This window comes from Paraburkholderia phenoliruptrix (assembly GCF_047325075.1).
GTDB classification, from domain to species: Bacteria; Pseudomonadota; Gammaproteobacteria; order Burkholderiales; family Burkholderiaceae; genus Paraburkholderia; species Paraburkholderia phenoliruptrix.
Genome location: NZ_CP168531.1, coordinates 1,334,138 through 1,357,359, shown reverse-complemented (window position 1 = coordinate 1,357,359; position 23,222 = coordinate 1,334,138). Strand labels below are relative to the sequence as shown.

Below are 23,222 nucleotides of genomic sequence, written 5' to 3'. Positions count from 1 at the left end.
CGGCAAAGCGCCGGCGTCCCGAGTCATGCAGCGATTCGTCCAACAATCTATGCAACGATTAATGCAACCCAAGCGAGCTGCAGCCAGCCGCCCAACTTAGTCCTTCGGACACTGCAGGTTGCAGCCGTTCGGATCGCCGAGGTCGCCGCGCTTGCGCATCGCCGATTTCTTGCCGGACTGATACTTGTCCGACGGTGCCGACGCGGCAAACGGCATTTGCGGATGTTCAGCGAGCCGGAACTGGTCTTGCAGAATGCCGCCCGGCACGCCCGGCGAGTTCTGCGCGAAAGCGACGGAAACGGTCGCGAGAAGCAAGCCGGCCGACGCGGCCGCGGCACATGCATGTAGAAGAACTTTCATATCGGTTCGAAGCGCGGCAATGCGCGCAGTTGGGCAAAAGGCGGAAAGCTTAGAGAGTATCCCAAACGAAAGCCAGCCGCAGCGGCCCGCGCACGCGGATGTGCGCGCTGATGTTTACCAGCGCTTACGCGCCCGCGCCGCTCAGCCCGGCGTCGAGATCCACGAGCTTGCCGCACTCGCTCGGATCATAGCCTTGCAACTGGTCGACGCTCGCGTGAAACGCACTGCCACGCAGCAGTTCGATCACCGCCGACAGCGGCGCGCGCTCGAGCCGCGCCCGGTCGCAGGCGAAGTAATAGTCTTCGTCGACGGCGGGCAGGAAATCCAGCCCGAAATGATGCGCCGCGGGTTCCACACCGAAGCCCACGTCCGCCATGCCGCTCGCGACAAACGCCGCAATCGCCGAATGCGTGAGTTCCGCCGACGCATAGCCGTTCACGCGATCAGGGTCGATGCCCAGCTTGCGCAACGCGAGGTCGAGCAGCATGCGCGTGCCGGAACCATGCTGGCGATTCACGAAGCGGATGTCGTCGCGCGACAGATCGGACAGGCCGGCAATCCGCTTCGGATTGCCCTTGCCGAGAAAAAGGCCCTGCTTGCGCCGCGTCAGATGCACGAGCACGTGGCGCTGCGGATCGAGCCAGCGCCGGTACGTGTCGGCGCACGCCGCGCGAAATTCGCCGAGCGGCAAGTGAAAGCCGGCCAGATCGCATTCGCCGCGCGCGAGCGCGCTGACCGCATCCACGCCATCGCGATACTTGATGTCCACCGGCAGCTCGCGTGCAACGAGCGCCGTGACGAGCGCCGCCACCGCATAGCCATGCGACGCGTGAATGCGCACGTGATCCACGGGCGGCGCGAGCCAGCGGTTCAGATCGCTCGCCACTTCGCTGGCGAGCGCCTGCATGTTGCCGTCGAGCCGCTCGCCGCACAGACGCTGCGCGCGCAGCACCGCCTGCCCCAGGTCGGACAGCACGGAACCGCGGCCGCGCTCCTTCGCAATCAGCGGACCGCCGAGACGCTCCTCGATTCCGCGCAACAAGCCCCACGCGTGACGGTAGGACAAACCCTTAAGCGCCGCCGCCTGCGCAATGCTGCCGGACTCGTTGACGAGCGCGAGCAGCGGCACGACGTCCGACAGGCTTGCCTCCCGGCCGTCCGGGCCCTTCAATATTAGTTGCGCGTGGCACTCGATTCTGATCATATATGTACAGGCATTTCCTATTGCGTCGGCCGTTTCGCCCGCCTATCGTTCGGCTATCCCATATCGAATAGACGAAGCATAAGTGCACGCATTATGAATAACAAGTGCATATATGACTTTGGAGGAGCCCCCACTTGGACGATCTCATCGCCATCGCGCCGGAAGAGCTCGTAGCGCGCCACGCGCAACCCGGCAGGTCGCTGGTCGCCGTACTGCACGCGATTCAGGACGAACTCGGTTACGTGCCGCCCGCCGCCGTCGCGCCGCTCGCACGCGTGATGAACCTGTCGCGCGCAGAAGTGCACGGTGTCATCACCTATTACCACCACTTCCGCACGGAACCGGCCGCGGCCGTCACGGTGCAGCTGTGCCGGGCGGAGGCTTGCCGCAGCATGGGCACCGAAGCGCTCGCGCAGCACATCGAGTCGCATACCGGCTGCCGCTTCGACGCGGCGCACGAGGCCGGCGCCGCGGTGGAACTGGAGTCGGTGTACTGCCTCGGTCAATGCGCGCTCTCGCCGGCGATGATGGTCAACGGCACGCTGCACGCCAAGGTCACGCCGCAAAAATTCGACGCGATTTTCGCGGCCGCCAGCAAATGCGTGGAGGTGACGGCATGACGCGTATTTACGTTCCCCGCGATTCATCGGCGCTCGCGCTCGGCGCGGACGCGCTCGCCGACGCGATCCAGGCCGAGGCTGCGCGCCGCGGCATCGCCATTGAGCTCGTGCGCAACGGCTCGCGCGGCTTGCTGTGGCTCGAACCGCTCGTCGAGGTGCAGACGCCCGAAGGCCGCATCGGCTATGCGAACGTCGAGGCGAGCGACGTCGCAGAGCTGTTCGATGCAGGTTTTGTCGACGGCGGCGAGCACGCGCGCCGCGTCGGCGTGGTCGACGAGATTCCGTATCTGAAGAAGCAGCAGCGCCTGACGTTCGCGCGCATCGGCATCACGGACCCGCTTTCCATCGACGACTACGTCGCGCACGGTGGCCTCGAAGGCCTGCGCAACGCGTTGCAGACGGACGGCGACGCCGCCTGCGAAGCGCTGATCGAATCGGGCCTGCGCGGACGCGGCGGCGCCGCGTTCCCGGCCGGCATCAAATGGCGCACGGTGCGCGCCGCCAAGGCCGCGCAGAAGTACATCGTCTGCAATGCCGACGAAGGCGATTCCGGCACGTTTTCCGATCGCCTCGTGATGGAAAGCGACCCTTACGTGCTGATCGAAGGGATGATCATTGCGGGCGTCGTGACCGGCGCAACCGCCGGCTACATCTACGTGCGCAGCGAATATCCGCACTCCATCGCGACGCTCGAAGCGGCTATCGCGAAGGCTCGCGCGGCCGGCTGGCTCGGCGACAGCGTGCTCGGCTCCGCTCATCGCTTCGAACTGTTCGTCGCGAAGGGCGCGGGCTCGTATGTGTGCGGCGAGGAAACGGCGCTGCTCGAGTCGCTGGAAGGCAAGCGCGGCATTGTCCGCGCGAAGCCGCCGGTGCCGGCGCTCGTCGGCCTGTACGGTCAGCCGACGGTAATCAACAACGTCATCACGCTCGCCACGGTGCCGATCATCTTCGCGCGCGGCGCTGCGTACTACAAGGACTTCGGCATGGGCCGCTCGCGCGGCACGCTGCCGTTCCAGCTCGCGGGCAATGTGAAGCAAGGCGGCCTCGTCGAGCTGGCGTTCGGCGTGACGCTGCGCGAACTGCTGTACGACTTCGGCGGCGGCACGGCGAGCGGCCGGCCGGCGCGCGCGGTGCAGGTAGGCGGTCCGCTCGGCACCTATCTGCCGGAAAGCCAGTGGGACATTCCGATGGACTACGAAGCGTACGCGGCGGTCGGCGCAGTGGTCGGCCACGGCGGACTCGTCGTGCACGACGACACGTCGAATCTCGCGGAGCTCGCGCAATACGCAATGCATTTCTGCGCGATCGAATCGTGCGGCAAGTGCACGCCCTGCCGCATCGGCTCGACGCGCGGCGTGGAAGTCATCGGCCGGATTCGCAACGGCGACACGTCCACGCGGCAAGTGCAGTTGCTGCGCGATCTGTGCGACACGATGGTGTCGGGGTCGCTCTGCGCGATGGGCGGCATGACGCCGTATCCGGTGCTCTCCGCGCTCGACCATTTCCCTGAAGACTTCGGCCTCGCCGGCGCCGATGCCCCGAAAGCTGCGGCCTGAACGAGGAGCCCAACCATGTCAGATATGCTCAACTCTCCCGCGGGCGGCTGCGGCTCCGGCAATTGCGCGTGCAAGTCGCAGGCGCAGGCGCGCGCCGGCAACGCCTATTTCGACGACACCGATTACGGCACGCCCGCGCGTCATGCGGATGTGGACGTCACGCTGGAAATCGACGGCCAGTCCGTCACCGTGCCGGCCGGCACGTCGGTGATGCGCGCCGCGATCGAAGCCGGCGTCAACGTGCCGAAGCTCTGCGCGACCGATTCGCTGGAACCGTTCGGCTCGTGCCGCCTGTGTCTCGTCGAAATCGAAGGCAAGCGCGGTTATCCGGCTTCGTGCACGACGCCGGTCGAAGCCGGCATGAAGGTGCGCACGCAAACCGATCGTCTGCAATCGCTGCGCCGCAACGTGATGGAGCTCTACATCTCCGATCACCCGCTCGACTGCCTCACCTGCCCCGCGAACGGCGACTGCGAACTGCAGGACATGGCGGGCGTGACGGGCCTGCGCGAAGTGCGCTACGGCTTCGACGGCGCGAATCACCTGAAGGACCAGAAGGACGAGTCGAACCCCTACTTCACCTACGATCCGGCGAAGTGCATCGTCTGCAATCGCTGCGTGCGCGCGTGCGAGGAAACGCAAGGGACGTTCGCGCTCACCATCGCCGGACGCGGTTTCGAATCGCGCGTGGCCGCGAGCGAAAACCAGCCGTTCATGGAGTCGGAGTGCGTCTCGTGCGGCGCCTGCGTGGCCGCATGTCCGACCGCGACGCTGCAGGAAAAGACGGTGGTCATGCTGGGCCAGGCCGAGCACTCGGCCGTCACCACCTGCGCGTATTGCGGCGTCGGCTGCTCGTTCAAAGCGGAGATGAAGGGCAACCAGGTCGTGCGCATGGTGCCGTACAAGAACGGCCAGGCGAACGAAGGCCACGCGTGCGTGAAGGGCCGCTTCGCGTGGGGCTACGCGACGCACAAGGACCGCATCACCAAGCCGATGATCCGCGCGAAGATCACCGACCCGTGGCGCGAAGTGAGCTGGGAAGAGGCGATCAATTACGCGGCCTCCGAGTTCCGCCGCATCCAGGCGAAGCACGGGCGCGATTCGATCGGCGGCATTACGTCGTCGCGCTGCACGAATGAAGAAACCTATCTCGTGCAGAAGCTCGTGCGCGCCGCGTTCGGCAACAACAACGTCGACACCTGCGCGCGCGTCTGCCATTCGCCCACCGGCTACGGCCTGAAGACGACGCTCGGCGAATCGGCGGGCACGCAGACCTTCGCGTCCGTCGACAAGGCCGACGTCATCATGGTGATCGGCGCGAATCCGACCGACGGCCACCCGGTGTTCGGCTCGCGTCTGAAGCGCCGCGTGCGCGAAGGCGCGAAGCTGATCGTCGTGGATCCGCGCCGCATCGACATTGTCGATACGCCGCACGTGAAGGCGTCGCATCACCTGCAACTGCGCCCGGGCACCAATGTGGCGATCGTCAATGCGCTTGCTCATGTGATCGTGACCGAAGGCCTGCTCAATGAGGCATTCATTGCCGAGCGCTGCGAAGGCCGCGCGTTCGAGCAATGGCGCGATTTCGTCGCGCTGCCGGAAAACGCGCCCGAAGCAACCGAAGCGATTACCGGCGTGCCGGCCAAGGACGTGCGCGAAGCCGCGCGCCTTTATGCGACGGGCGGCAACGCGGCAATCTACTACGGCCTCGGCGTCACGGAACACGCGCAAGGGTCGACCATGGTGATGGGCATTGCGAATCTCGCGATGGCCACCGGCAACATCGGCCGCGAAGGTGTCGGCGTGAATCCGCTGCGCGGCCAGAACAACGTGCAGGGCTCGTGCGACATGGGCTCGTTCCCGCACGAACTGCCGGGCTATCGCCATATCAGCGACACGATCGTGCGCTCGCAGTTCGAGGACGCGTGGAACGTCACGCTGCAACCCGAACCGGGTCTGCGCATTCCGAACATGTTCGACGCGGCGCTCGACGGCAGCTTCATGGGCCTTTACTGCCAGGGCGAGGACATCGTGCAGTCGGACCCGAACACGCACCACGTGGCCGCGGCTTTGTCGTCGATGGAATGCATCGTCGTGCAGGACATCTTCCTCAACGAAACCGCGAAGTACGCGCACGTGCTGCTGCCCGGCTCGACTTTCCTGGAAAAGGACGGCACCTTCACGAACGCGGAGCGCCGCATCTCGCGCGTGCGCAAGGTCATGCCGCCGGTGCCGGGTTACGCCGACTGGGAAGTCACGCTGATGCTTTCGCACGCGCTCGGCTACGAGATGAACTACACGCATCCGTCCGAGATCATGGACGAGATCGCGCGCCTCACGCCGACCTTCCACGGCGTGTCGTACCGGAAGATCGACGAACTCGGCAGCATCCAGTGGCCGTGCAACGAAGAAGCACCGGACGGCACGCCGACCATGCACGTTGAGACGTTCGTGCGCGGCAAGGGCAAGTTTGTCATCACGAAGTTCATTGCGTCGCCGGAAAAGGTCACCCGCAAGTTCCCGCTGCTGCTCACCACGGGGCGCATTCTGTCGCAGTACAACGTGGGCGCGCAGACCCGCCGCACGGAGAATTCGCGCTGGCACGACGAGGACCGGCTCGAACTGCATCCGCACGACGCGGAGGAGCGCGGCATCAGGACGGGCGACTGGGTCGGCATCGAGTCGCGCGCGGGACAAACCGTGTTGCGCGCGAAGGTGACGGAGCGGATGCAGCCGGGCGTCGTCTATACGACGTTCCACTTCCCCGAATCGGGCGCGAACGTGATCACGACCGACAGCTCCGACTGGGCCACCAACTGTCCGGAATACAAGGTGACCGCCGTGCAGGTGATGCCGGTCGAGCAGCCGTCGGAGTGGCAGAAAGAGTATTCGCGCTTCAACGCGGAGCAGCTGGAGCTGCTCAAGCAGCGCGAGCTGGCCAACGCGACGTCGGGTAAGTGAGGCAAGCCATGGACACTCAGAATCTGATCGACATGGCGAACCGCATCGGCGACTTCTTCGCTTCGATGCCGGATCACGAAGAAGCCGTCGCGGGTGTGGCCGATCACATCCGCCGGTTCTGGGAGCCGCGCATGCGGCGCGCGCTGCTCGCGTCGCTCGATGCGCCGCAAGCGGGCGGCATCGAGATGTCGGCAATCGTCAAAGAGGCGCTCGTGAAAAACCGCGAGCGCCTCACGCCGGCCACGGAGCCGTCCATCGCCTGATGGCGCGGGCGGCCGCTTACAAGGCCGCCTGCTCGGGTATCTGTCCGCCGACCGTGAACCATGTTTCGCAGTGCCGCAGCAGGCCGTTCAGGTCCGAGCCGGTGCGCCCGCGTGCGCTGATGTAGCCGTCCGGCCTCAGCAGATAGAACGACGGCCGCGTGCGTCCGTACGATTCGGCCAGTGACGGCCCGCCGTCGCCGGTCGTATCCGTCACGCGCCAGATGCGCACGGCGCCCGGCAGCAAACGCTCCATTTCCACGCTGAGACGCTCCAGCTCGGCGTCGGGCGGCGGCTCGTGCTTTGCATCGGGGTCGAGCGGCTTGCCGTCGACGGGCAGCGGCGGCACGAGCAGAAAGAGCGAAAAGAACGCGGGATCGTGCAGATCGTAAATACAGCCGATGCCCGGCGCGCGTCCGAGCGGACCGTCGACCACATGCACCACCGCATCCGGCGCGCGTTCGCCCGCGCGCGGTCCGCCGTCGAGCACACGTTCGAGCGTGAGCGGACTGCGCCGGTACTGGATCGACAACTCGCTGATGGTCTGCCGCGCGGCATCGCGCAGCGGGCCGAGCGCCGCGAGAACCGGCATCACGCGCTCGCGCAGCAGCTTGAGCGGCCCGTGGTCCGCCTCCGCCATCTGCGTGATGAAGCCGGTTTGCCGCAGCACATCGCGCTCTATCGGATGCCGCTCGAGATGATAGGTGTCGAGCAGCCGATCGGGCGCGGCGCCCTTCAGTACGCGCGCGAGCTTCCAGCCGAGATTGAACGCTTCCTGAATGCCGGTGTTCATGCCCTGCGCGCCGGCCGGACTGTGCACGTGCGCAGCGTCGCCGGCCAGAAACACGCGGCCGACGCGCAGGCGCTCCACCATCCGGCTGTTCACATGGAAGTAGGAGGACCACGCGAGGTCCGACACGTCGACGCGTTCATGCACGCGCCTCGCGAGCAGCGCCTTGCATTCCTCGAGCGACGGCGCGCGCATGCGGGAAAGCGGCGGCTCGCCGAGCACCACCGGCGACGGCGGCGCGGCGGGCTGCGGTGCGGGCTCGACGGCGTGATCCGCGATCAGCCGATGCCGGCCGTGCCCCATCGGGAAGAGCGCGACGAGGCCTTCGCCGGAAGCGAAGATGTGGAACTCGTCTTCGGGCCAATCGGTTTCGGCATGTAAGTCGGCGAGCAGGAAGGTCTGCTCGAGCGTCTTGCCCTCGAAGTTGAGGCCGAGCCCGTGGCGAATCAGACTGTGCGCGCCGTCGGCGGCGATCATATAGGACGGACGCAGCGTTTCCGTGTGACCGTCGGCGCGCCGCAGCGTCGCCTGCACGCCGGCCGAGCCTTGCGAGAACATCGTGAGTTCGACGCCTCGCTCGATCGTCACGCCGAGCGTCGCGAGATGTTCCGTCAGAAGACGCTCGGTCACCGACTGATCGAGAAACAGCAGATACGGATAACGCGTGTGCAGCGGATCGAAGTCGAGCTGCGCGAGGCGCATGCCGTTTGAAAACAGATTGGCCACGCGCGCGCGATGGCCGAGTTCGAGAAAGCGCTCGGCCAGCCGATGCTGCTCCAGCAGTTCGAGCGTGCGCGCCTGAATGCCGATTGCGCGCGAGTAGGGGTTCGGCTGCATTGCACGGTCGACGAGGCGCACGGGAATGCGCGCGCGCGCGAGGGTCATGGCGGCGGCCAGCCCGGTCGGCCCCGCCCCGACGATCAGCACCGGCGCCTCATGGTTAGCGGCAGCGTCCATGCGAAACTCCGCAGAGCACAGTGCGCTCTAGTGTACGCCCGCGCCCGTGCGCCGGACGGCGCACTGCATCAATTGCGAGGCGTATCGCGCATTGCGCGGGTGGCGCGGGTGGCGCGGATGCGCGCGTGCCCGGTTCAGTGCGCGGCAGGCGGGCGATCCATCGCGCAACGATGATTGGTGGTGCCGAGGTCCACTTGCAGCGTCGCGTGCTGCATCGAAAAGCGTTCGCGCAAGACGAGCACGATGCCGTCGAGCTGCTCGTCGCCGGGATGGCCCGCCGGCATCACCAGATGCGCACTGAGCGCATTGCCCGTGGTCGACAGCGCCCAGATATGCAGATCGTGCACGTCCTCGACGCCCGGCTGGTCGGCGAGATAGTCGCGAATGCGCTCGACGTCGACGCCCGACGGCACCGCATTGAGCGCGAGGCGCACCGAGTCGCGCAGCAGGCCCCACGTCCCGTAGACGACGACCGCGACCACGAGCAGGCTCATCAGCGGGTCGAGCCAGCTCCAGTTGGTGTAGAGAATCACGAGCCCGCTGATCGCCACCGCCGCGGACACGCCTGCATCGGCAGCCATATGGAGGAAGGCGCCGCGAATGTTCAGGTCTTCCTTCTGGCCGCGCATGAAGAGACAGGCGGACAGCCCGTTGACGACCATGCCCACGGCCGCGACGACGAACACCGCGAGCCCGCCGACGGGCGCCGGGTTCATCAGGCGGCCGATCGCCTCGGCGACGATCACGCCGCACGCAAACAGCAGCAGCGCCGCATTGGCCAGCGACGCGAGGATCGACGAGCTGCCGTAGCCGAACGTGTAGCGCGCGGAAGGACGGCGCGTGGCGAGCCAGGCGGCGCCCCAGGCGAGTAGCAGGCCGAGCACGTCGGACAGATTGTGGCCGGCGTCGGCGAGCAGCGCGGTGGAATGCGCGAGCACGCCGTACACGGCCTGAATGACGACGATCGCGACGTTCAGCGCGACCGCCAGCGCGAAGGCGAAGCCGTGGCCGGCGACGGGCGCGTGGTGGTGATGGTGGTGGCCGTGGCCGCCGGCGTGGTTATGGCTGTGGTCGTGGTTGTGGTCGTGGCCGTCGTTGTAGCCATGGCTGTGCCCGTGCCCGTGGTCGTGGCCTGGGTCGTGGCTATGCTCGCGGCCTTGATTGTGCTCGTGGCCCTGCCCGTGGTCCTGGCTATGGCCGTGGCCGCAGTTGTGACCATGGTCGCGGCCTTGATCGTGGTTATGGTCGAGCGCGTGGCCGCCGTGACTGCCGTCCTGCCCGCCCTCACGCCCGCCCTCGCCTGCGGGACTGCGGCCCGGCCCCCCGCTTTCCAGCGCGCCCACCGACACCGGTGCGTGCTCGTCTTCTCGTTGTTCGATTTTCTTCATGGCAGATCCAATGCGTCGTCACGGGTAGGCTCGGCGACGTGCTCGAGCATGCCGGCCAGCATCGCACTGATATGGCGATCGGCGGCAATGTAAAACACCTGCTTGCCTTGCCGCTGCGCCCGTACGATTCGCGCCGCGCGCAGCAGCCGCAAATGATGGCTCACGAGCGACGGCGACAAACCGAGCTCGTCGGCAATCGCGCCCACCGCTCGGCGCTCGTCGACACAGGCGAGTACGATGCGCAGGCGCGTCGGGTCGCCTAGCAACCGGAACAGATCGGCAAGCGGCACGAGGGTATCCGCAGAAGGCGGTTCAAAGCCCGCCGGCGACGTCGCCGAAGCGTCAGTAGGTAACATGGCGGCCCACATATGAACAGGTGTTCACATGTTAAGCGAAACGGCCGACCAGGTCAAAACCGGGCGAGCCGCGGCGAGTGTGGGAAAATGCGGCCTCTGCCTTACCCGAATTCCATCCCCGTCATGCAACCTGTATTTGACCGCGCTTTCGCGGCGCATCGTGACGGCCGCCTCGACGACGCCGAACGCGGCTACCGCGCGACGCTCGACGGCAATCCCGCGCACGTCGACGCGCTGCATCTGCTGGGCGTGCTGCGCCACCAGCAGGGCCAGCACGCCGAAGCCGCCGAGCTGGTGCGGCGCGCGGTCAATCTGCGCCCGCAGGACGCCGCGCTGCAGTTGAACCTCGGCAATGCGCTGAAGGCGCTCGGCCAGATCGACGAAGCCATCGCACAGTTTCGCAACGCGCTGACACTGGCGCCGTCGTTCCCCATGGCGCATTACAACCTCGGCAATGCCTATGCGGCGGCGGGCCGTCACGAGGACGCCGCCGACGCGTTTCGCCGTTCGTTGCGCCTGCAACCGGACGACGCCTCGTCGCACAACAATCTCGGCAACGCGCTGCACGCGCTCGGGCGTCACGAGGAAGCCATTGCCTCGTTCCGGCGCACGCTGGAGTTGCGCCCCGGCCATGCCGGCGCGCTCAACAACATGGGCATGTCGCTCAATGCGCTCGGCCGCGCGGACGAAGCCATCCCCTGTTTCGAGGCTGCGCTGGCCGCGGAGCCGCGTTTCGTCGCCGCGCACTTCAACCTTGCCAATACGTTCGACGCGACGGGTCGTCACGCGCAAGCGGTCGCGTCGTTCGAAGCCGCGCTCGCCTTGCAGCCGAATCTGCCGCCCGCCATCTTCGGCATGGGCAACGCGCTGGCCGCGCTCGGGCGCCACACAGAGGCCATTCCTTACCTGGAACGCTCGGTCGGGCTCGATCCGCAATTCGCGCTCGCGTGGCTCTGCCTCGGCAGCGCGCATCAGGCGCTGGGCGCGCACGCCACCGCCCTGCGCGCGTTCGATCAGGCGTTGCGCCTGCAACCCGATCTCGCCTCCGCGCATATGAACCGCGCGCTGGCGTGGCTTGCATTGGGCGATTTCGCGCGCGGCCTGCCCGAATACGAATGGCGTCTGCAAACCGTCGCCGAACCGGCTATCGAAACGCTGCCGCGCTGGCACGGCGAGCCGCTTGCCCAGCGCACGCTGCTGATCCACGCGGAACAAGGCTTCGGCGATACCTTGCAGTTCGTGCGCTTCGTCCCGTTCGCGGCGCAGCGTGCGGCGCGCGTGGTGCTCGAAGTGCAGCCGGCGCTCGTGCCGCTCCTCGATCCGGTCGCCGAGGCATGGCGCGTGACACTGATTTCGCGCGGCGCGCCGCGCCCCGCAGCCGACGTGCAATGCCCGCTGCTGAGCTTGCCGCTTGCGCTCGGCACGAGGGCCGAGACGATTCCCGAGCGCACACCCTACCTGAGCGCGCCGCCCGCCTATCGGCGCAAATGGCGCGGCTCGCTGGGCGGTCAGGCAAAGCGCAAGATCGGGCTCGCATGGTCGGGGCGCATCCAGCAGAACGAAACGCGCTCGATGCCGCTCGCCGCACTCGATCCGCTTTTCGCGCTGGAAGGCATCGACTGGATCGTGCTGCAGCCGGATCTGAGCGCGCAGGAACGCGCGGCGTTGGACGCGCATCCGCACGCGGGCCGAATTCATCGCTTCGACGGGCGGATCGGCGACTTTGCCGATACCGCCGCGATCATCGAGCGGCTGGATGCGGTGGTGTCGATCGATACGTCGATTGCCCATCTCGCGGGCGCGCTCGGCAAGCCGCTATGGCTGATGCTGCCGTTCGCGCCCGACTGGCGCTGGTGTTCCGACAACGCGCGCAGCACCTGGTACGCGAGCGCGACGCTCGTGCGTCAGCCCCGCCCCGGCGCATGGCGCGAGGTGGTCGAGACGGTGGCCGCCAGCGTGCGGCGAGCTTAGCCGCCGGAAACCTGCCGCCGCGCTTGCGCCGCCCGAAAAAAACCCTGCAGCGCGATACGCGTGCAGGGCTTCAGTGATCGACTCAGTCGACCCCGCGTTTTCGGCAGCGCAGGGTTCTTTGCATCGGCGCGCCGGCGCCGCGAGCGGCAGCCGCGCGCTCCATCACGCGCTTTTGTATTGATCGCGCGATTCACGCGTGCGGTACAGCACGAGCGTCGCAATCAATCCGCAGATGGCCGCGACGCCGAGGAACAGACCCGGCGCGGCCTTGTTGCCGGTGGAATGGATCAGCAGCGTGGAGATGGCCGGCGTGAAGCCGCCGATCGTCGTCGCAAGGCTGTAGGCCAGCGAGAAACCCGCGGTGCGCACGGCGACCGGCATCACTTCGGTGAGCGCGACCACCATCGCGCCGTTATAGCTGCCGTACAGGAACGACAGCCACAGCTCGACGATGAGCAGACGCGCGAACGACGGCTCGGCGACGAGCCACTGCAGCGCCGGATAAGCGCTGACAATGGTGAGCGCCGTGAAGGCCAGCAACACCGGACGGCGCCCGATGCGATCCGACAGCGCGCCTGCGAGCGGCAGCCAGATCAGGTTCGACAAACCGATACAGACGGTGACGACGAGCGTGTCGATGGCCGAAAGCTTCAGCACTTCCTTGCCGAAGGTCGGCGTATAAGCGGTGATCATGTAGAACGACACGGTCGTCATGATCACCATGCCCATGCCGCCCAGCACCGTGACCCAGTTCGCGGCCATGCTTTTCATGATCTCGCCCATGCCCGGGCGATGCTTGCGCGCGGAGAATTCCTCGGTTTCCTTCAGCGAACGGCGAATCAGGAAGAGGAAGGGCACGATCAGGCAGCCGATCAGGAACGGCACGCGCCAGCCCCACGCGCTCATCTGGTCGGCGGGCAGCGCCTTGTTGAGCATCACGCCGAGCAGCGCCGCGAATACCACGGCGACCTGCTGGCTGCCCGACTGCCACGCGCAGTAGAAGCCCTTGTTGCCCTTGGTCGCGATTTCCGACAGATACACCGACACGCCGCCCAGCTCCACGCCCGCCGAAAAGCCTTGCAGCAGCCGGCCGAGCAGCACCAGCACGGGCGCCACGAGGCCGATCGTCGCGTAGCCTGGAATGGATGCCACCGTGAGCGTGCCGAGCGCCATCAGGCCGAGCGTGAGGATCAGCCCCTTGCGCCGGCCGTAATGGTCGATGTACGCGCCGAGGACGATTGCGCCGAGCGGACGCATCAGGAAGCCCGCGCCGAACACGGAAAGCGACAGCATGAGCGAGGCGAAGTCGCTGCCGCTCGGAAAATAGGTCCTGGCAATCGCGGAGGCGTAGTAGCCGTAGACCATGAAGTCGTACATTTCAAGAAAGTTGCCGCTGACTACGCGGAACACTGTCTTGACCTTGGATTCTTCCGCGGAAGAAATAGCGTGGGACGCTGTTGACATGACATTCTCTGATAAGCCCATGCCGCCGAGGCCAGCGGCGATCTGGCAGTTGAAACGATCCGCCGTGGAAGAGGCAGATGCCACAGGCAAACGCTCAGGCGCGGTCGAGCCACGCCGGGGGCGCCGGATGCTGCAGGCGAACGGCTTTGAGCGGTATCAGGATAAATACTGCTAACCGCCAAAAGCCACGCCACGCCATGTTACCGTTGATAGCACCGTTGTGTATTCCCGACATTCTCATTACAGCCGGTGCGACTCTTCTCGCCCGCTGGAATTGCGACTCGGCATTTTCCGTTGATGACGTCCTCATGCAGACCTCCCCCGTCCTCTCGCTGCGCCCCGCTACCGTCGCGGATGCCGCGCTGATCGCCTCGATTCACAGCACGAGCTGGCGCGCCACTTACCGCGGCCTGCTGCCCGACACTTTTCTGGACGGCGAGGTCACAGAGGAGCGCGCCGCCTATTGGGAGGCACGCATGAGCGCGCCGGGCAGCGAGCGCCGCATGGTGCTGATCGCGGTTCTGGGCGACGAGCCGATCGGCTTCGTCTGCGTGGAGCGCCAGCCGGAATCCGCGTGGGGCGTGCTGCTCGATAACCTTCATGCGTTGCCGGGCTATCAGGGCATTGGCGCCGGCAAGCTGTTGATGCGCGCCGCCGAGGACTGGGCTCGCGCGCAGGGCGAGACGCAACTGTATCTATACGTGCTCGAGGGCAACGTGCCGGCCATCGGCTTTTATGAACGGCAAGGCTGGCAGTTCGCCGGCGCAGAGCCGGACCGCATGGGCGGCGTGGATATCACGGCGTTGCGCTATGTTTATCGATTGGACAGGTCGAGCGTTTGATCGGGGCGCTCGATCCAGGCGCTTGACCAGGCGTTTCATCCAGCCGTTTGAAGGGCGCTCGACCGTTTGATCCCGGACACATCGTCATCTATTTTCGGAAACGTCCGAGTCTTGGGCCCTCGGTTCCGTCGCATCATCTTCTTTTCCCGACGATGGCTTTCCTGGTAAGGCGCTGATGCGTCCGCTCGCTCTCACGTGCGCGGTTTCGTGTTCTGCGCCTGCGCGCTGTTGCGCTCACGTCATTGCGCGAGGCGTGTCTTGCGTAGTGCCTGGAGGCTCTCGTCGCTGACCCACGGATGCCAGGCGGCGTCCCTGCCCGAGGCGCTGAAGAGAGCGATGGCCACCACCCCGTTAACCGTAGTCGAAGGCGCGACGGCGTTGCCGCGCTCGCGCCCGTTCAGTGATGTGCCGACGCCCTTTGGCGGCGGGTGGTCGTTGCGCGCGCCGGGCTACTGCCTGGATGGGCGGCTGCACGGGCTGTACGGTGCGATCCTCAAGCGATTCGACCTCGACGAGCAGCCCATTCGTTCATTCTGCCGATGGATGGCGCCGGAGAATCGGCGCCCGCTCGCTGCGGCGGCATTCGGCGCGACAGTCGCGAGCGGCGCGGGAATCGGGCGTTCGGCCAGCGCACCGGAGGCACAAGCGTCGGAGTTTGCACACGACGCGGCTTCAGCGGCTTCAGCGGGCGTGGCAGGTTCTGCCGCTGCGCATGCGGTCACGTTGACGGAGCTTTCACCCTGGCCCGAGGCGCCCGTTTCGCCCAACATTTTCGCGCCCGTGAAAGCGCATGCATCTGAAACTGCGCGGCAAGCGTCCCGCGCGACATTAGTGCCGTGGTGGATCCTCGCGGGCGGCGCCTGCGCGCTGAGCGGCGCGGCATTGCTTGCGTGGATGCCGCCACGTCATGACGGCATCGCTCATCCCGATAGCGCTAAGGACACGAAGTCCGCGGATGGAGCCGTCGCCGAGCGCAACACCGTTGCTGCGCAAGCGCCGTTGCGCGGTAGCGTGGGAGGGTCGAAAAAGCGTGACGAAGCCGCGCATGCGAAGCCCACGAGTGCGGCTTCCGTGACGCAGCTTGCCAATGGTGCACCGACGCTCGATCTCGGCAGCGGCAGCGGCAGCGGCAGCGGCAGCGGCAGCGGCATGATGCTCAGTAAAGCCGAGCCGCGGAGAGAGACCGCACAACGGACTGTGCCGCAGGTAGCGACAGTTGCGCCCGCGGTTGCGCCGCCAGTTGCGCGGGTCATGCATCCAGACAAGGAAGTGGTAGCGAGGAACGACGATCGTCGTCGGGACTTGCAAAGACATGTTGCCAGAGCCGCTGCGCCAAGCCATCCGCGTTACACGGCCAGCGACGCGTCGAGCCCGGTCGTGCCGTCACCCGTATCGCGGCGCTTCGTCAAGCCGTCGGTGGCGGGCTCGTACTCTCCACTCGCCTCCTCGCCGTTAGGCACCGACGACTACGCGTCCGTGGACATCCGCGCACACGCGCTCGCGAGCGGCGGGGCGCGGCAATCGCAAGAAGCGCAGCCGCCGTCATCCGCGAATGCATCGGCCGACAACGGCCAGCAGTGGATCAACCGGCTCTCGCAGCGCCGCGTCACCGAAGTCCCGGATCAGTTCATCAGATAGCCAAGCGAATGGGCGCAAAAAAACCCGGCCACTATGAACGGCCGGGCTTTTTTCGCATCCCAGGCTTTTACCTCTGGCCTGGCAGACCCATTTCCGTCTGCCGCTGCAATTGCATGACCTGCCCTTGCACTTGCCGCAGTTGCGCCTGCGCCCGCTCCTTCTCCTCGCGCAATGCAGCCGCTTCGTTTTGCGTCTGACGCTGGCAGTCGTTCACCTTCGCCTGCTGCGTGCGGGCAACGTCCAGGTCGGCCTGCAAGCGTTTCGCGCGGTCTTCGGACAACGCGATCACGTCCTGAATATAGGCCTTCTGCGCCTGCAACTGCGTGCGCTGGATCTCTATCTCGGACAGCTGTGCGGTTTGCTGGACGAAGCCTGCGTAAATGGCTTCCGCCCGGCCGGCATCTGCCGATTTGATCACCCGCCAGAAATGCTTGTCGTGGAATAACGCGACGTAGTATGTCATTTCGCGTGCATAGAAAAACAGGCTCGCGCCGTAACTGCCGTTGTAAGTGGTACGCAGTTCGCTCAGCCGCGCGTCCTGGATCATTTGCATCAATTCGGCGACATTGCCTTGCGCCTCCGCCGTCGTCGTCGTGCCCGAGGAAGACGAGGCCGATGCCGCCTCGCGCAGCGCGTCGGCAACGGGCTGCGGCGTCAGCGTGTTCAGGGCCGGCCGCGTGCCGACGATCGGCGCGGCCTCTTCGCCTTGCGCGGCGAGCGCGAGGCCGCCGTTGTGCAACAGCGTGCACGAAGCTGCGAGCAGCATGGCGCGCCGTATAAATAAGGGGTGCTTCATACCTGCATGCTCCATGCGGATCCATAAAACAGCCTTGGATTATCGCGCGGATTAGTGCTTAAGCGAAGCATTGAAGCGTCGCAAAAATAGACTTTAAATCGAGATAAAACTACGGTGTGCGAATTACACGACACGCGGGCTTATCTCGAAATAATGCATGGCCGGATAGGGGCAACGCACAATAGCCGCCGAGCGTCTTGCGGCATCTCCTTGCGCATCTCCCCGCGCATCTTCCGATCAAGCGCCAAAAAGAAAGCGCCGCTGGATCAGCGGCGCCTCGGCGAATCGAACTTTCAGAATCCGAGCCGCGTCACTCACGCCGACCCGGACGTTACGAGATGCGCTAAAAACGCGTTTCCCGCGCCACTCTCAGAAACGTGTCGAGCAGCGGCGTGCAATCGAGCAGCTCCGGCCCGCCCGCGCGATGAAACTCCGGATGCCATTGCACGCCCATGACGAACGGCGCGCGCCGGTAACGCACGGCTTCGATGATGCCGTCAGATGCCGACACCGCCTCGATATTCAGGTCGCGGCCCAGCGTCTTGACCGCCTGATGGTGGATCGAGTTGACGATCGCATCGCGCCGCCCCGGAAACATGTTGGCGAGCGTCGAGCCATCCGGAAAATGAATCGCGTGGCGGTGCTGATCGTAGTCTTCGTTGACGTGCGCGCCGGCGGTCGGCACGTCGGTAGCGATGTCCTGATACAAGGTCCCGCCGAACGCCACGTTGATCAGTTGGCAGCCGCGGCACACGCCGAGCACGGGCTTGCCCGACTCGACGAATTCGTGCAGCAGCTCCAGCTCGTACATGTCGCGCACGCGATCGCCGGGCCATTCGGGCCGCGTCGCGGTTTCCGCATACGACTGCGGCGAGACGTCGGCGCCGCCTTGCAGCAGCAGGCCGTCGAGATGCTTCGCGTAGTCGCGCAGACGGATATTGCTTGGATGCAGCATGCCCTGGTGGCCGACCGTCGGAATCATGAAGACCAGCACGTCGCGCGACATCACCCAATGCGCGATGGACTCCTCGAGATATTGCAGCGTCTTGCCGCGCAGGCCTTTCGCGCCGGGCTCAGGATGAAAGATGCGCGCCGATACGCCGATGCGCAGCGTGCGCTGCGTAATCCGCTGACCCGCGCGGTCGAACAGCTGGCGCGCGCGCGCCGCGATGATGCGCCCGAACACCGACCACGCGGAATCGGTCTGCTTCAGATAGCGCGGCGGCGAAGGCGGCAACGCATTCGGCGGCGGCGGGTTGCTCGCGCTGAAATCCGGCGCGGCGCCGAAACCCGGCGGCGGCGAGCCCGCGGCGCGCGGGGTGGATGCGGCGGCGTCCTCGGCGGCGAGCACTTCGTCGGTGGAGGTAATGAGCTCGCCTTCAATCGGTTCACTCGTCAACGGAGCGGCGCTGCGAGCTGGTGCGGCGGGCTGCGCGGGCGGGATGGACGCCGCCGCCTCGCGGCCGCGCGCGGAACGCGCATCGCGCTCATGAACGTCCGCCTCCTGCTTCGCGACCGAAGCGGCGGCCGAGCTGCGCGCTTGTTCCGCGTCGCGTTGCTGAGCCGTGCGACTGTCGGCGGGCGTGACGGTGGACGCGCTCACGGGCGCGTCGGTCGACGACCTCGCCGCCGCTTCCGACGAACCGGTCGACGCGGGAACCGAGCCCGACGAAGCAGACGCCCCAGGCGAGCTCAGCGGATCTTTCACGGGCGACTGAATGGCGTCTTCATGGGAGAGCGGCAGCGAAGCCGCCGGTTCGACGGGCGCCTGACCGGGCGTTGCGGACGTCGGCGGCGCTGCAGACGTTCCCGGCGATGCCGAAGGCGGCGTTGGATTACCGGGTAGACCGGCGTTTTCAGGTTTGTTTTCGCTCATGACTGTCGGACAGGCGCCTTCCACGCGAACGAATGAATATGCCCTGATTATCCGCCAGCGTGCCGGACCGGGCAAACGCGCACACAATTGCTCACATTGTCCGGCCGCGCCGCCCACTGCCCTCCTACTTACGGATCGGGCTGTTCGTCGAAAGTTTCGCGCAGCGCGATCTGCATGGCCGCGTGAATCTTCACGCACCAGCGCCAGACGAGCGCAAGCAGCAGCGCTGCGCAGATCAGCACGGCGGCCAGCAGGCCCGTCGGCGGCAGAATACCGCCCGACAGCGCCGCCACCAGCAGAAACACGCCGACCATGCAGACCACCGGCACGAGATCCGAGATCGCATAACGCAGCGCGCTCGTGAAGCGCCCCGCCGTCGCCGGCTGCACGCTCACCTCGGCGAGCAGCAGCGCGAGCGATTTGGTCTTGCGATAAACCGCGACGAGAAACGGCATGGACACGAGCAAGGCGGCGCTCCACAGCACCACGCGCTGCATCGGCTCAGCGCTGACCCAGTGCGTCAACAGACTGCTGACGTAGGGCGCGCCGTAAGACATCATCAGAAAGATGGCCGCGACGAGGGCGAGATTCACCGCAATCTGCAGGATGATTCGCCGTGTCATGCTGAAAAGCGTCGGCTCGCCGCTGGCCGTGCTCAAGCTCCCCAACCACTGGCTGTATAGGCCGAACACGTTGACGAGCGTGCGCGGCATGGCATCCGCAAGACGGCGCGTGAGCGGATCCGCGGCGCGGATCAGGTAGGGCGTGAAGAGCGTCGTCAGCGCCGACACCGCCACCGCGATCGGATAGAGAAACGCGCTCGTCACCTTCAGCGTCAAGCCGAGCGACGCGATGATGAACGAGAACTCGCCGATCTGCGAAACGGTCATGCCGACACGCATGGCCGTGCGGCCGTCCTTGCCCGCGAGGAAGCTGCCGAGCCCGCACGACACGATCTTGCCGACGATCACCGCGACCGTGATCACCGCGATCGGCCACGCGTAGTCCACGAGCACCGCCGGGTTCAGCATCAAGCCGATGGTCACGAAGAAGATTGCGGAAAACGCGTCGCGCAGCGGCGCAATCAGATGCTCGATACGATGCAGATGCCGCGACTCGGCCATGATCGCGCCGATCAGAAACGCGCCGAGCGCAATGCTGTAATCCAGCTTGACGACGAGCAGACAGAAGCCGAAGCAGAACCCGAGCACGGCGACGAGCAGCATTTCGTCGCTGCGGGCACGCGCCACATAGTGGAGCGCGCGGGGCACGACGAGAATGCCGACCACGAGCGACACCGTCATGAACAGCAACAGCTTGCCGAGCGTGACGACGGCCACGCCCGCGCTCAGCTGGCCGGTTTGCGCAATGCCGGACAACAGCACGAGCATCGCAATGGCGAGAATGTCCTCGACGATCAGAATGCCGAACACGAGCTGCGCGAACGTCTCGCGCTTCAGGCCGAGCTCGGACAGCGCCTTGACGATGATCGTCGTCGACGAAATGGCGAGAATGGCGCCGAGGAACAGCGAGTCCATCGGGCTCCAGCCGAACGCGCTGCCGATCTCGTAGCCGAGCCACAACATCAGCACGATCTCAGACAGCGCTGCGACGATCGCCGTCGCGCCGACTTTGAAGAGCTTGCGCAGACTGAATTCCAGACCGAGTGAAAACATCAGGAACACGACGCCCAGTTCGCCGAGCGTTTTGATGGTCTGTTCGTCGTGGATCAGTTGAAACGGCGGCGTGTACGGTCCGATGATCACGCCCGCTGCAATATAGCCGAGCACGACTGGCTGCTTCAGGCGATGGAACAGCACGGTGACGACGCCGGCGAGCGCCATCACGACCGCCAGATCCTGAATGAAGCCGATGCCTTCGTGCATGCGAGTTTCCTTACAAAAAGTAATGTCGAAGAGAAGTGTAACAAACACGTCCCGGCGCACGCAGTGTCGCTTGTCGCCACGGGCCGCGGTCGCCAGATATTTTTGACACACTGGACGCCTGTGAAATATCACAATAATATTTGCCGCATATTTTTATGGAGTCCACTGATGCAGCTGTCTTTTCAGGTCCTCGAACGTTCGGGCGCAGCGCGGCCGGTTCCGATTGAAGTGCACCGTCTGACCATTGCCGGCTGGGCGGGCCGCGATCAGGCGGCGATCGAACATCACATTGCGGAGCTGGCGGAACTGGGCGTGAAGCGGCCGTCCACCACGCCCTGCTTTTATCGCCTCGGCTCGGAACTGCTGACGCAGGCCGAACAGATCGACGTGATCGGCATGAAATCGAGCGGCGAAGCGGAATGCGTGCTGGTGCAGTCGGACGCGCGTCTCCTCGTCACCGTGGGCTCGGATCACACGGATCGCGAAGTGGAAGCCTACGGCGTGACCGTCTCCAAGCAGGTGTGTCCGAAACCCGTCGCGCGCGACGCCTGGCCCTTTGAAGACGTCCGCGAACATTGGGATCAGCTGGAGCTGCGCGCCTTTGCCGTCACGAACGGCGAGCGGCGGGTCTATCAACAGGGCAGCGTCGCGTCGCTGCTGTCCGCCGCCGACCTGCTCGCGCGCGCGCCGCTTCCGGCAGGCGCCGCCATGTTCTGCGGCACGCTCGCCGTGCAAGGCGGCATTGTCGGCATGGCGGACGGCGACGCGCTCGAACTCGAATTGCACGACCCGATCCTGAAGCGCACGCTGCGCCACGCCTATCGCGTGCGCGCCCTGTCCATTGTCGAATGAGCCATTGTCCAACGAGGCATTCATGAGCATCCCTCCGCCCTTAGCCGCCGACGCGTCCGCCGACGCCTCGCTGGAAGCCGCCGCTATCCGCAAGATCACGTGGCGCATCATGCCGTTTCTGTTTCTCGTCTACGTGCTGTCCTATCTGGACCGCGTCAACATCGGCTATGCAAAGCTGCAGTTCACGGGCGACCTGGGCCTCTCCAACGCGGCCTATGGCCTCGGCGCCGGCATATTCTTCTTCGGTTATTTCGTGTTCGAAGTGCCGAGCAATCTGCTGCTGAAGAAATTCGGCGCGCGCGCCACCATCGCCCGCATCACGATGCTGTGGGGGCTGCTGTCGTGCCTCATGATGTTCGTGCGCAGCGAGACCGCCTTCTATGTGCTGCGCTTTCTGCTCGGTGTCGCCGAAGCGGGCCTCGTGCCCGGTGTGGTGCTTTACCTGACCTTCTGGTTTCCGTCCGACCGGCGCGCGCGCATGGTTGCGGTGTTCATGGCGGCGATTCCGGTGGCAGGCATCGTGGGCGCGCCGCTGTCGGGCTTTCTCATGTCGGCGCTGCACGAAGCGCATGGCTTGCGCGGCTGGCAGTGGATGTTCCTGATCGAAGGCATTCCGTCGATCCTGGCCGGCTTCTGGGCGCTCGCCGTGTTGCGCAACACGCCCGCCGAGGCCGCCTGGCTCACCGCCGATGAAAAGCGCGTGATCCTTGCCCGCCTCACTCGCGAGAACGCCGCAGCCGCCGCGCAAGGCGCCGAGCATAGTCTCGCGGCGGCGCTGCGCTCCGGCCGCTTCTGGCTCCTCACGCTGATCTACTTTTGTCTCGTCACCGGCAATGCGGGCTTCTCGTTCTGGCTGCCGCAGATCGTCAAGGACCTCGGCGTGACGAACCTCGTCAGCAATGGTTTCGTCACCGCGATCCCGTATCTGGCGGCAGGTATCGGCATGATCCTGATCGGCCGCTCTTCCGACGTCACCGGCGAGCGCCCCTGGCACTATGCCGTGTGCTGCTTTATCGGCGCGGCCGGTCTGCTCGGCAGCGCGTCGGTCACGAACTCGATCCCGCTTGCGGTGACCGGCTTGTCGATTGCGTATGTCGGCATTCTGGCGGGCTTCGGCATTTTCTGGTCGATGTCGACGACCTTCCTGCAAGGCACGGCCGCCGTCGCGGGCATTGCTGTCATCAACTCGATCGCCAACCTGGCCGGCTATGTTAGTCCGTATGTGCTCGGCATCGTCAAGGACGCGACGCACAGCGTGACGTTCGGGCTCGTGCTGATTGCGGGCGCGCTGATCGTCGGCGGCCTCGTCACGCTGATGATGCCGCGCGTCAAAGTGCAGCATGCGGCGTCTGCCGTGCCGGGGCGCGCGTGAGGCGGCCTTCAGGCCGATCATGAGGCGCCGAGAAGCGCCGATGAAAGCGCCCATGAAGCACCCACGAAGCGCG

The 23,222-nt window shown here is 65.8% G+C and carries 18 protein-coding genes; 9 read left to right on the top strand and 9 right to left on the bottom strand.

Annotation, left to right across the window (positions count from 1 at the left end):
* Positions 1–96: 96 nt before the first annotated feature.
* Both ACEN8U_RS18295 and ACEN8U_RS18290 read right to left on the bottom strand, forming a co-directional pair.
* Positions 97–360, bottom strand: coding sequence for a hypothetical protein (locus ACEN8U_RS18295; protein ID WP_015003482.1), 264 nt, complete (start codon positions 358–360; stop codon positions 97–99).
* A 124-nt stretch (positions 361–484) separates the two neighbouring features.
* Positions 485–1,564: a substrate-binding domain-containing protein gene (locus ACEN8U_RS18290; protein ID WP_015003483.1), complete on the bottom strand. Its 1,080-nt coding sequence runs from the start codon at positions 1,562–1,564 to the stop codon at positions 485–487.
* A 134-nt stretch (positions 1,565–1,698) separates the two neighbouring features.
* Here ACEN8U_RS18290 and ACEN8U_RS18285 point away from each other — a divergent pair, with 134 nt between their 5' ends.
* Genes ACEN8U_RS18285 through ACEN8U_RS18270 form a run of 4 tightly spaced genes read left to right on the top strand, consistent with a single transcriptional unit; the run spans position 1,699 to position 6,964 of the window.
* Entirely contained in the window at positions 1,699–2,184 is a 486-nt protein-coding gene (locus ACEN8U_RS18285; protein WP_015003484.1) for an NAD(P)H-dependent oxidoreductase subunit E, read from the top strand.
* Positions 2,181–3,740 carry a formate dehydrogenase beta subunit gene (locus ACEN8U_RS18280; RefSeq protein ID WP_310107058.1) on the top strand — a complete coding sequence of 520 codons (1,560 nt, stop codon included), beginning with the start codon at positions 2,181–2,183 and terminating at the stop codon, positions 3,738–3,740. Before ACEN8U_RS18285 ends, ACEN8U_RS18280 begins: the two co-directional genes overlap by 4 nt.
* A gap of 15 nt (positions 3,741–3,755) precedes the next feature.
* Positions 3,756–6,701, top strand: coding sequence for a formate dehydrogenase subunit alpha (fdhF, locus tag ACEN8U_RS18275; protein ID WP_041745669.1), 2,946 nt, complete (start codon positions 3,756–3,758; stop codon positions 6,699–6,701).
* An 8-nt stretch (positions 6,702–6,709) separates the two neighbouring features.
* The gene (locus ACEN8U_RS18270; protein WP_015003487.1) at positions 6,710–6,964 is read left to right on the top strand and encodes a formate dehydrogenase subunit delta; all 255 of its coding nucleotides are present in this window, start codon (positions 6,710–6,712) and stop codon (positions 6,962–6,964) included.
* 16 nt (positions 6,965–6,980) lie between these two features.
* Here the strand turns inward: ACEN8U_RS18270 and ACEN8U_RS18265 are convergent, their stop codons facing one another.
* The 3 genes from ACEN8U_RS18265 to ACEN8U_RS18255 form a co-directional block, all read right to left on the bottom strand.
* Positions 6,981–8,708, bottom strand: a complete 1,728-nt coding sequence (locus ACEN8U_RS18265; protein WP_015003488.1) for an FAD-dependent monooxygenase — start codon at positions 8,706–8,708, stop codon at positions 6,981–6,983.
* Between the two features lie 134 nt (positions 8,709–8,842).
* Positions 8,843–10,096 (bottom strand): cation diffusion facilitator family transporter, encoded by a 1,254-nt coding sequence (locus tag ACEN8U_RS18260; protein ID WP_015003489.1) that lies wholly within the window; start codon positions 10,094–10,096, stop codon positions 8,843–8,845.
* On the bottom strand, positions 10,093–10,452 hold the full coding sequence (locus ACEN8U_RS18255; RefSeq protein WP_051156792.1) for an ArsR/SmtB family transcription factor: 360 nt from the start codon (positions 10,450–10,452) through the stop codon (positions 10,093–10,095). The genes ACEN8U_RS18260 and ACEN8U_RS18255 overlap by 4 nt, the downstream gene beginning before the upstream one ends.
* 123 nt (positions 10,453–10,575) lie before the next feature.
* Here ACEN8U_RS18255 and ACEN8U_RS18250 point away from each other — a divergent pair, with 123 nt between their 5' ends.
* Positions 10,576–12,423, top strand: coding sequence for a tetratricopeptide repeat protein (locus tag ACEN8U_RS18250; protein ID WP_015003491.1), 1,848 nt, complete (start codon positions 10,576–10,578; stop codon positions 12,421–12,423).
* 162 nt (positions 12,424–12,585) lie between these two features.
* On the opposite strand, the gene ACEN8U_RS18245 is transcribed toward ACEN8U_RS18250, so the two are convergent.
* Positions 12,586–13,887 (bottom strand): MFS transporter, encoded by a 1,302-nt coding sequence (locus ACEN8U_RS18245; protein WP_041745671.1) that lies wholly within the window; start codon positions 13,885–13,887, stop codon positions 12,586–12,588.
* Positions 13,888–14,195: 308 nt separating this feature from the next.
* On the opposite strand from ACEN8U_RS18245, the gene ACEN8U_RS18240 reads away from it, so the two are divergent.
* Together ACEN8U_RS18240 and ACEN8U_RS18235 are read left to right on the top strand one after the other, a co-directional pair.
* Complete coding sequence (locus tag ACEN8U_RS18240; RefSeq protein ID WP_041745676.1) at positions 14,196–14,729, top strand: GNAT family N-acetyltransferase; 534 nt, start codon at positions 14,196–14,198, stop codon at positions 14,727–14,729.
* A gap of 336 nt (positions 14,730–15,065) precedes the next feature.
* Positions 15,066–16,367, top strand: coding sequence for a hypothetical protein (locus tag ACEN8U_RS18235; RefSeq protein WP_015003494.1), 1,302 nt, complete (start codon positions 15,066–15,068; stop codon positions 16,365–16,367).
* A gap of 67 nt (positions 16,368–16,434) precedes the next feature.
* Here ACEN8U_RS18235 and ACEN8U_RS18230 read toward each other — a convergent pair whose 3' ends face one another.
* The 3 genes from ACEN8U_RS18230 to ACEN8U_RS18220 all read right to left on the bottom strand — a co-directional run bounded on the left by ACEN8U_RS18230 (position 16,435) and on the right by ACEN8U_RS18220 (position 20,925).
* Positions 16,435–17,163, bottom strand: coding sequence for a DUF2968 domain-containing protein (locus ACEN8U_RS18230; protein ID WP_310107069.1), 729 nt, complete (start codon positions 17,161–17,163; stop codon positions 16,435–16,437).
* Between the two features lie 343 nt (positions 17,164–17,506).
* On the bottom strand, positions 17,507–19,039 hold the full coding sequence (locus ACEN8U_RS18225; RefSeq protein ID WP_041745683.1) for a gamma-glutamyl-gamma-aminobutyrate hydrolase family protein: 1,533 nt from the start codon (positions 19,037–19,039) through the stop codon (positions 17,507–17,509).
* A gap of 128 nt (positions 19,040–19,167) precedes the next feature.
* The gene (locus tag ACEN8U_RS18220; RefSeq protein ID WP_015003497.1) at positions 19,168–20,925 is read right to left on the bottom strand and encodes a cation:proton antiporter; all 1,758 of its coding nucleotides are present in this window, start codon (positions 20,923–20,925) and stop codon (positions 19,168–19,170) included.
* Positions 20,926–21,093: 168 nt separating this feature from the next.
* Between ACEN8U_RS18220 and ACEN8U_RS18215 the strand changes: the two genes are divergently transcribed.
* Positions 21,094–21,777 (top strand): DUF2848 domain-containing protein, encoded by a 684-nt coding sequence (locus ACEN8U_RS18215; protein ID WP_015003498.1) that lies wholly within the window; start codon positions 21,094–21,096, stop codon positions 21,775–21,777.
* A gap of 22 nt (positions 21,778–21,799) precedes the next feature.
* Complete coding sequence (locus tag ACEN8U_RS18210; RefSeq protein ID WP_041745684.1) at positions 21,800–23,149, top strand: MFS transporter; 1,350 nt, start codon at positions 21,800–21,802, stop codon at positions 23,147–23,149.
* Positions 23,150–23,222 lie beyond the last annotated feature (73 nt).

What these genes read in the sequence shown, in the direction of transcription:
- ACEN8U_RS18295 (WP_015003482.1), bottom strand. Translation starts at nt 360, where the DNA reads ATGAAAGTTCTTCTACATGCATGTGCCGCGGCCGCGTCGGCCGGCTTG.
- ACEN8U_RS18290 (WP_015003483.1), bottom strand. Translation starts at nt 1,564, where the DNA reads ATGATCAGAATCGAGTGCCACGCGCAACTAATATTGAAGGGCCCGGAC.
- ACEN8U_RS18280 (WP_310107058.1), top strand. Translation starts at nt 2,181, where the DNA reads ATGACGCGTATTTACGTTCCCCGCGATTCATCGGCGCTCGCGCTCGGC.
- fdhF (WP_041745669.1), top strand. Translation starts at nt 3,756, where the DNA reads ATGTCAGATATGCTCAACTCTCCCGCGGGCGGCTGCGGCTCCGGCAAT.
- ACEN8U_RS18270 (WP_015003487.1), top strand. Translation starts at nt 6,710, where the DNA reads ATGGACACTCAGAATCTGATCGACATGGCGAACCGCATCGGCGACTTC.
- ACEN8U_RS18265 (WP_015003488.1), bottom strand. Translation starts at nt 8,708, where the DNA reads ATGGACGCTGCCGCTAACCATGAGGCGCCGGTGCTGATCGTCGGGGCG.
- ACEN8U_RS18260 (WP_015003489.1), bottom strand. Translation starts at nt 10,096, where the DNA reads ATGAAGAAAATCGAACAACGAGAAGACGAGCACGCACCGGTGTCGGTG.
- ACEN8U_RS18255 (WP_051156792.1), bottom strand. Translation starts at nt 10,452, where the DNA reads ATGTTACCTACTGACGCTTCGGCGACGTCGCCGGCGGGCTTTGAACCG.
- ACEN8U_RS18250 (WP_015003491.1), top strand. Translation starts at nt 10,576, where the DNA reads ATGCAACCTGTATTTGACCGCGCTTTCGCGGCGCATCGTGACGGCCGC.
- ACEN8U_RS18245 (WP_041745671.1), bottom strand. Translation starts at nt 13,887, where the DNA reads ATGTCAACAGCGTCCCACGCTATTTCTTCCGCGGAAGAATCCAAGGTC.
- ACEN8U_RS18240 (WP_041745676.1), top strand. Translation starts at nt 14,196, where the DNA reads ATGCAGACCTCCCCCGTCCTCTCGCTGCGCCCCGCTACCGTCGCGGAT.
- ACEN8U_RS18235 (WP_015003494.1), top strand. Translation starts at nt 15,066, where the DNA reads ATGGCCACCACCCCGTTAACCGTAGTCGAAGGCGCGACGGCGTTGCCG.
- ACEN8U_RS18230 (WP_310107069.1), bottom strand. Translation starts at nt 17,163, where the DNA reads ATGAAGCACCCCTTATTTATACGGCGCGCCATGCTGCTCGCAGCTTCG.
- ACEN8U_RS18225 (WP_041745683.1), bottom strand. Translation starts at nt 19,039, where the DNA reads ATGAGCGAAAACAAACCTGAAAACGCCGGTCTACCCGGTAATCCAACG.
- ACEN8U_RS18220 (WP_015003497.1), bottom strand. Translation starts at nt 20,925, where the DNA reads ATGCACGAAGGCATCGGCTTCATTCAGGATCTGGCGGTCGTGATGGCG.
- ACEN8U_RS18215 (WP_015003498.1), top strand. Translation starts at nt 21,094, where the DNA reads ATGCAGCTGTCTTTTCAGGTCCTCGAACGTTCGGGCGCAGCGCGGCCG.
- ACEN8U_RS18210 (WP_041745684.1), top strand. Translation starts at nt 21,800, where the DNA reads ATGAGCATCCCTCCGCCCTTAGCCGCCGACGCGTCCGCCGACGCCTCG.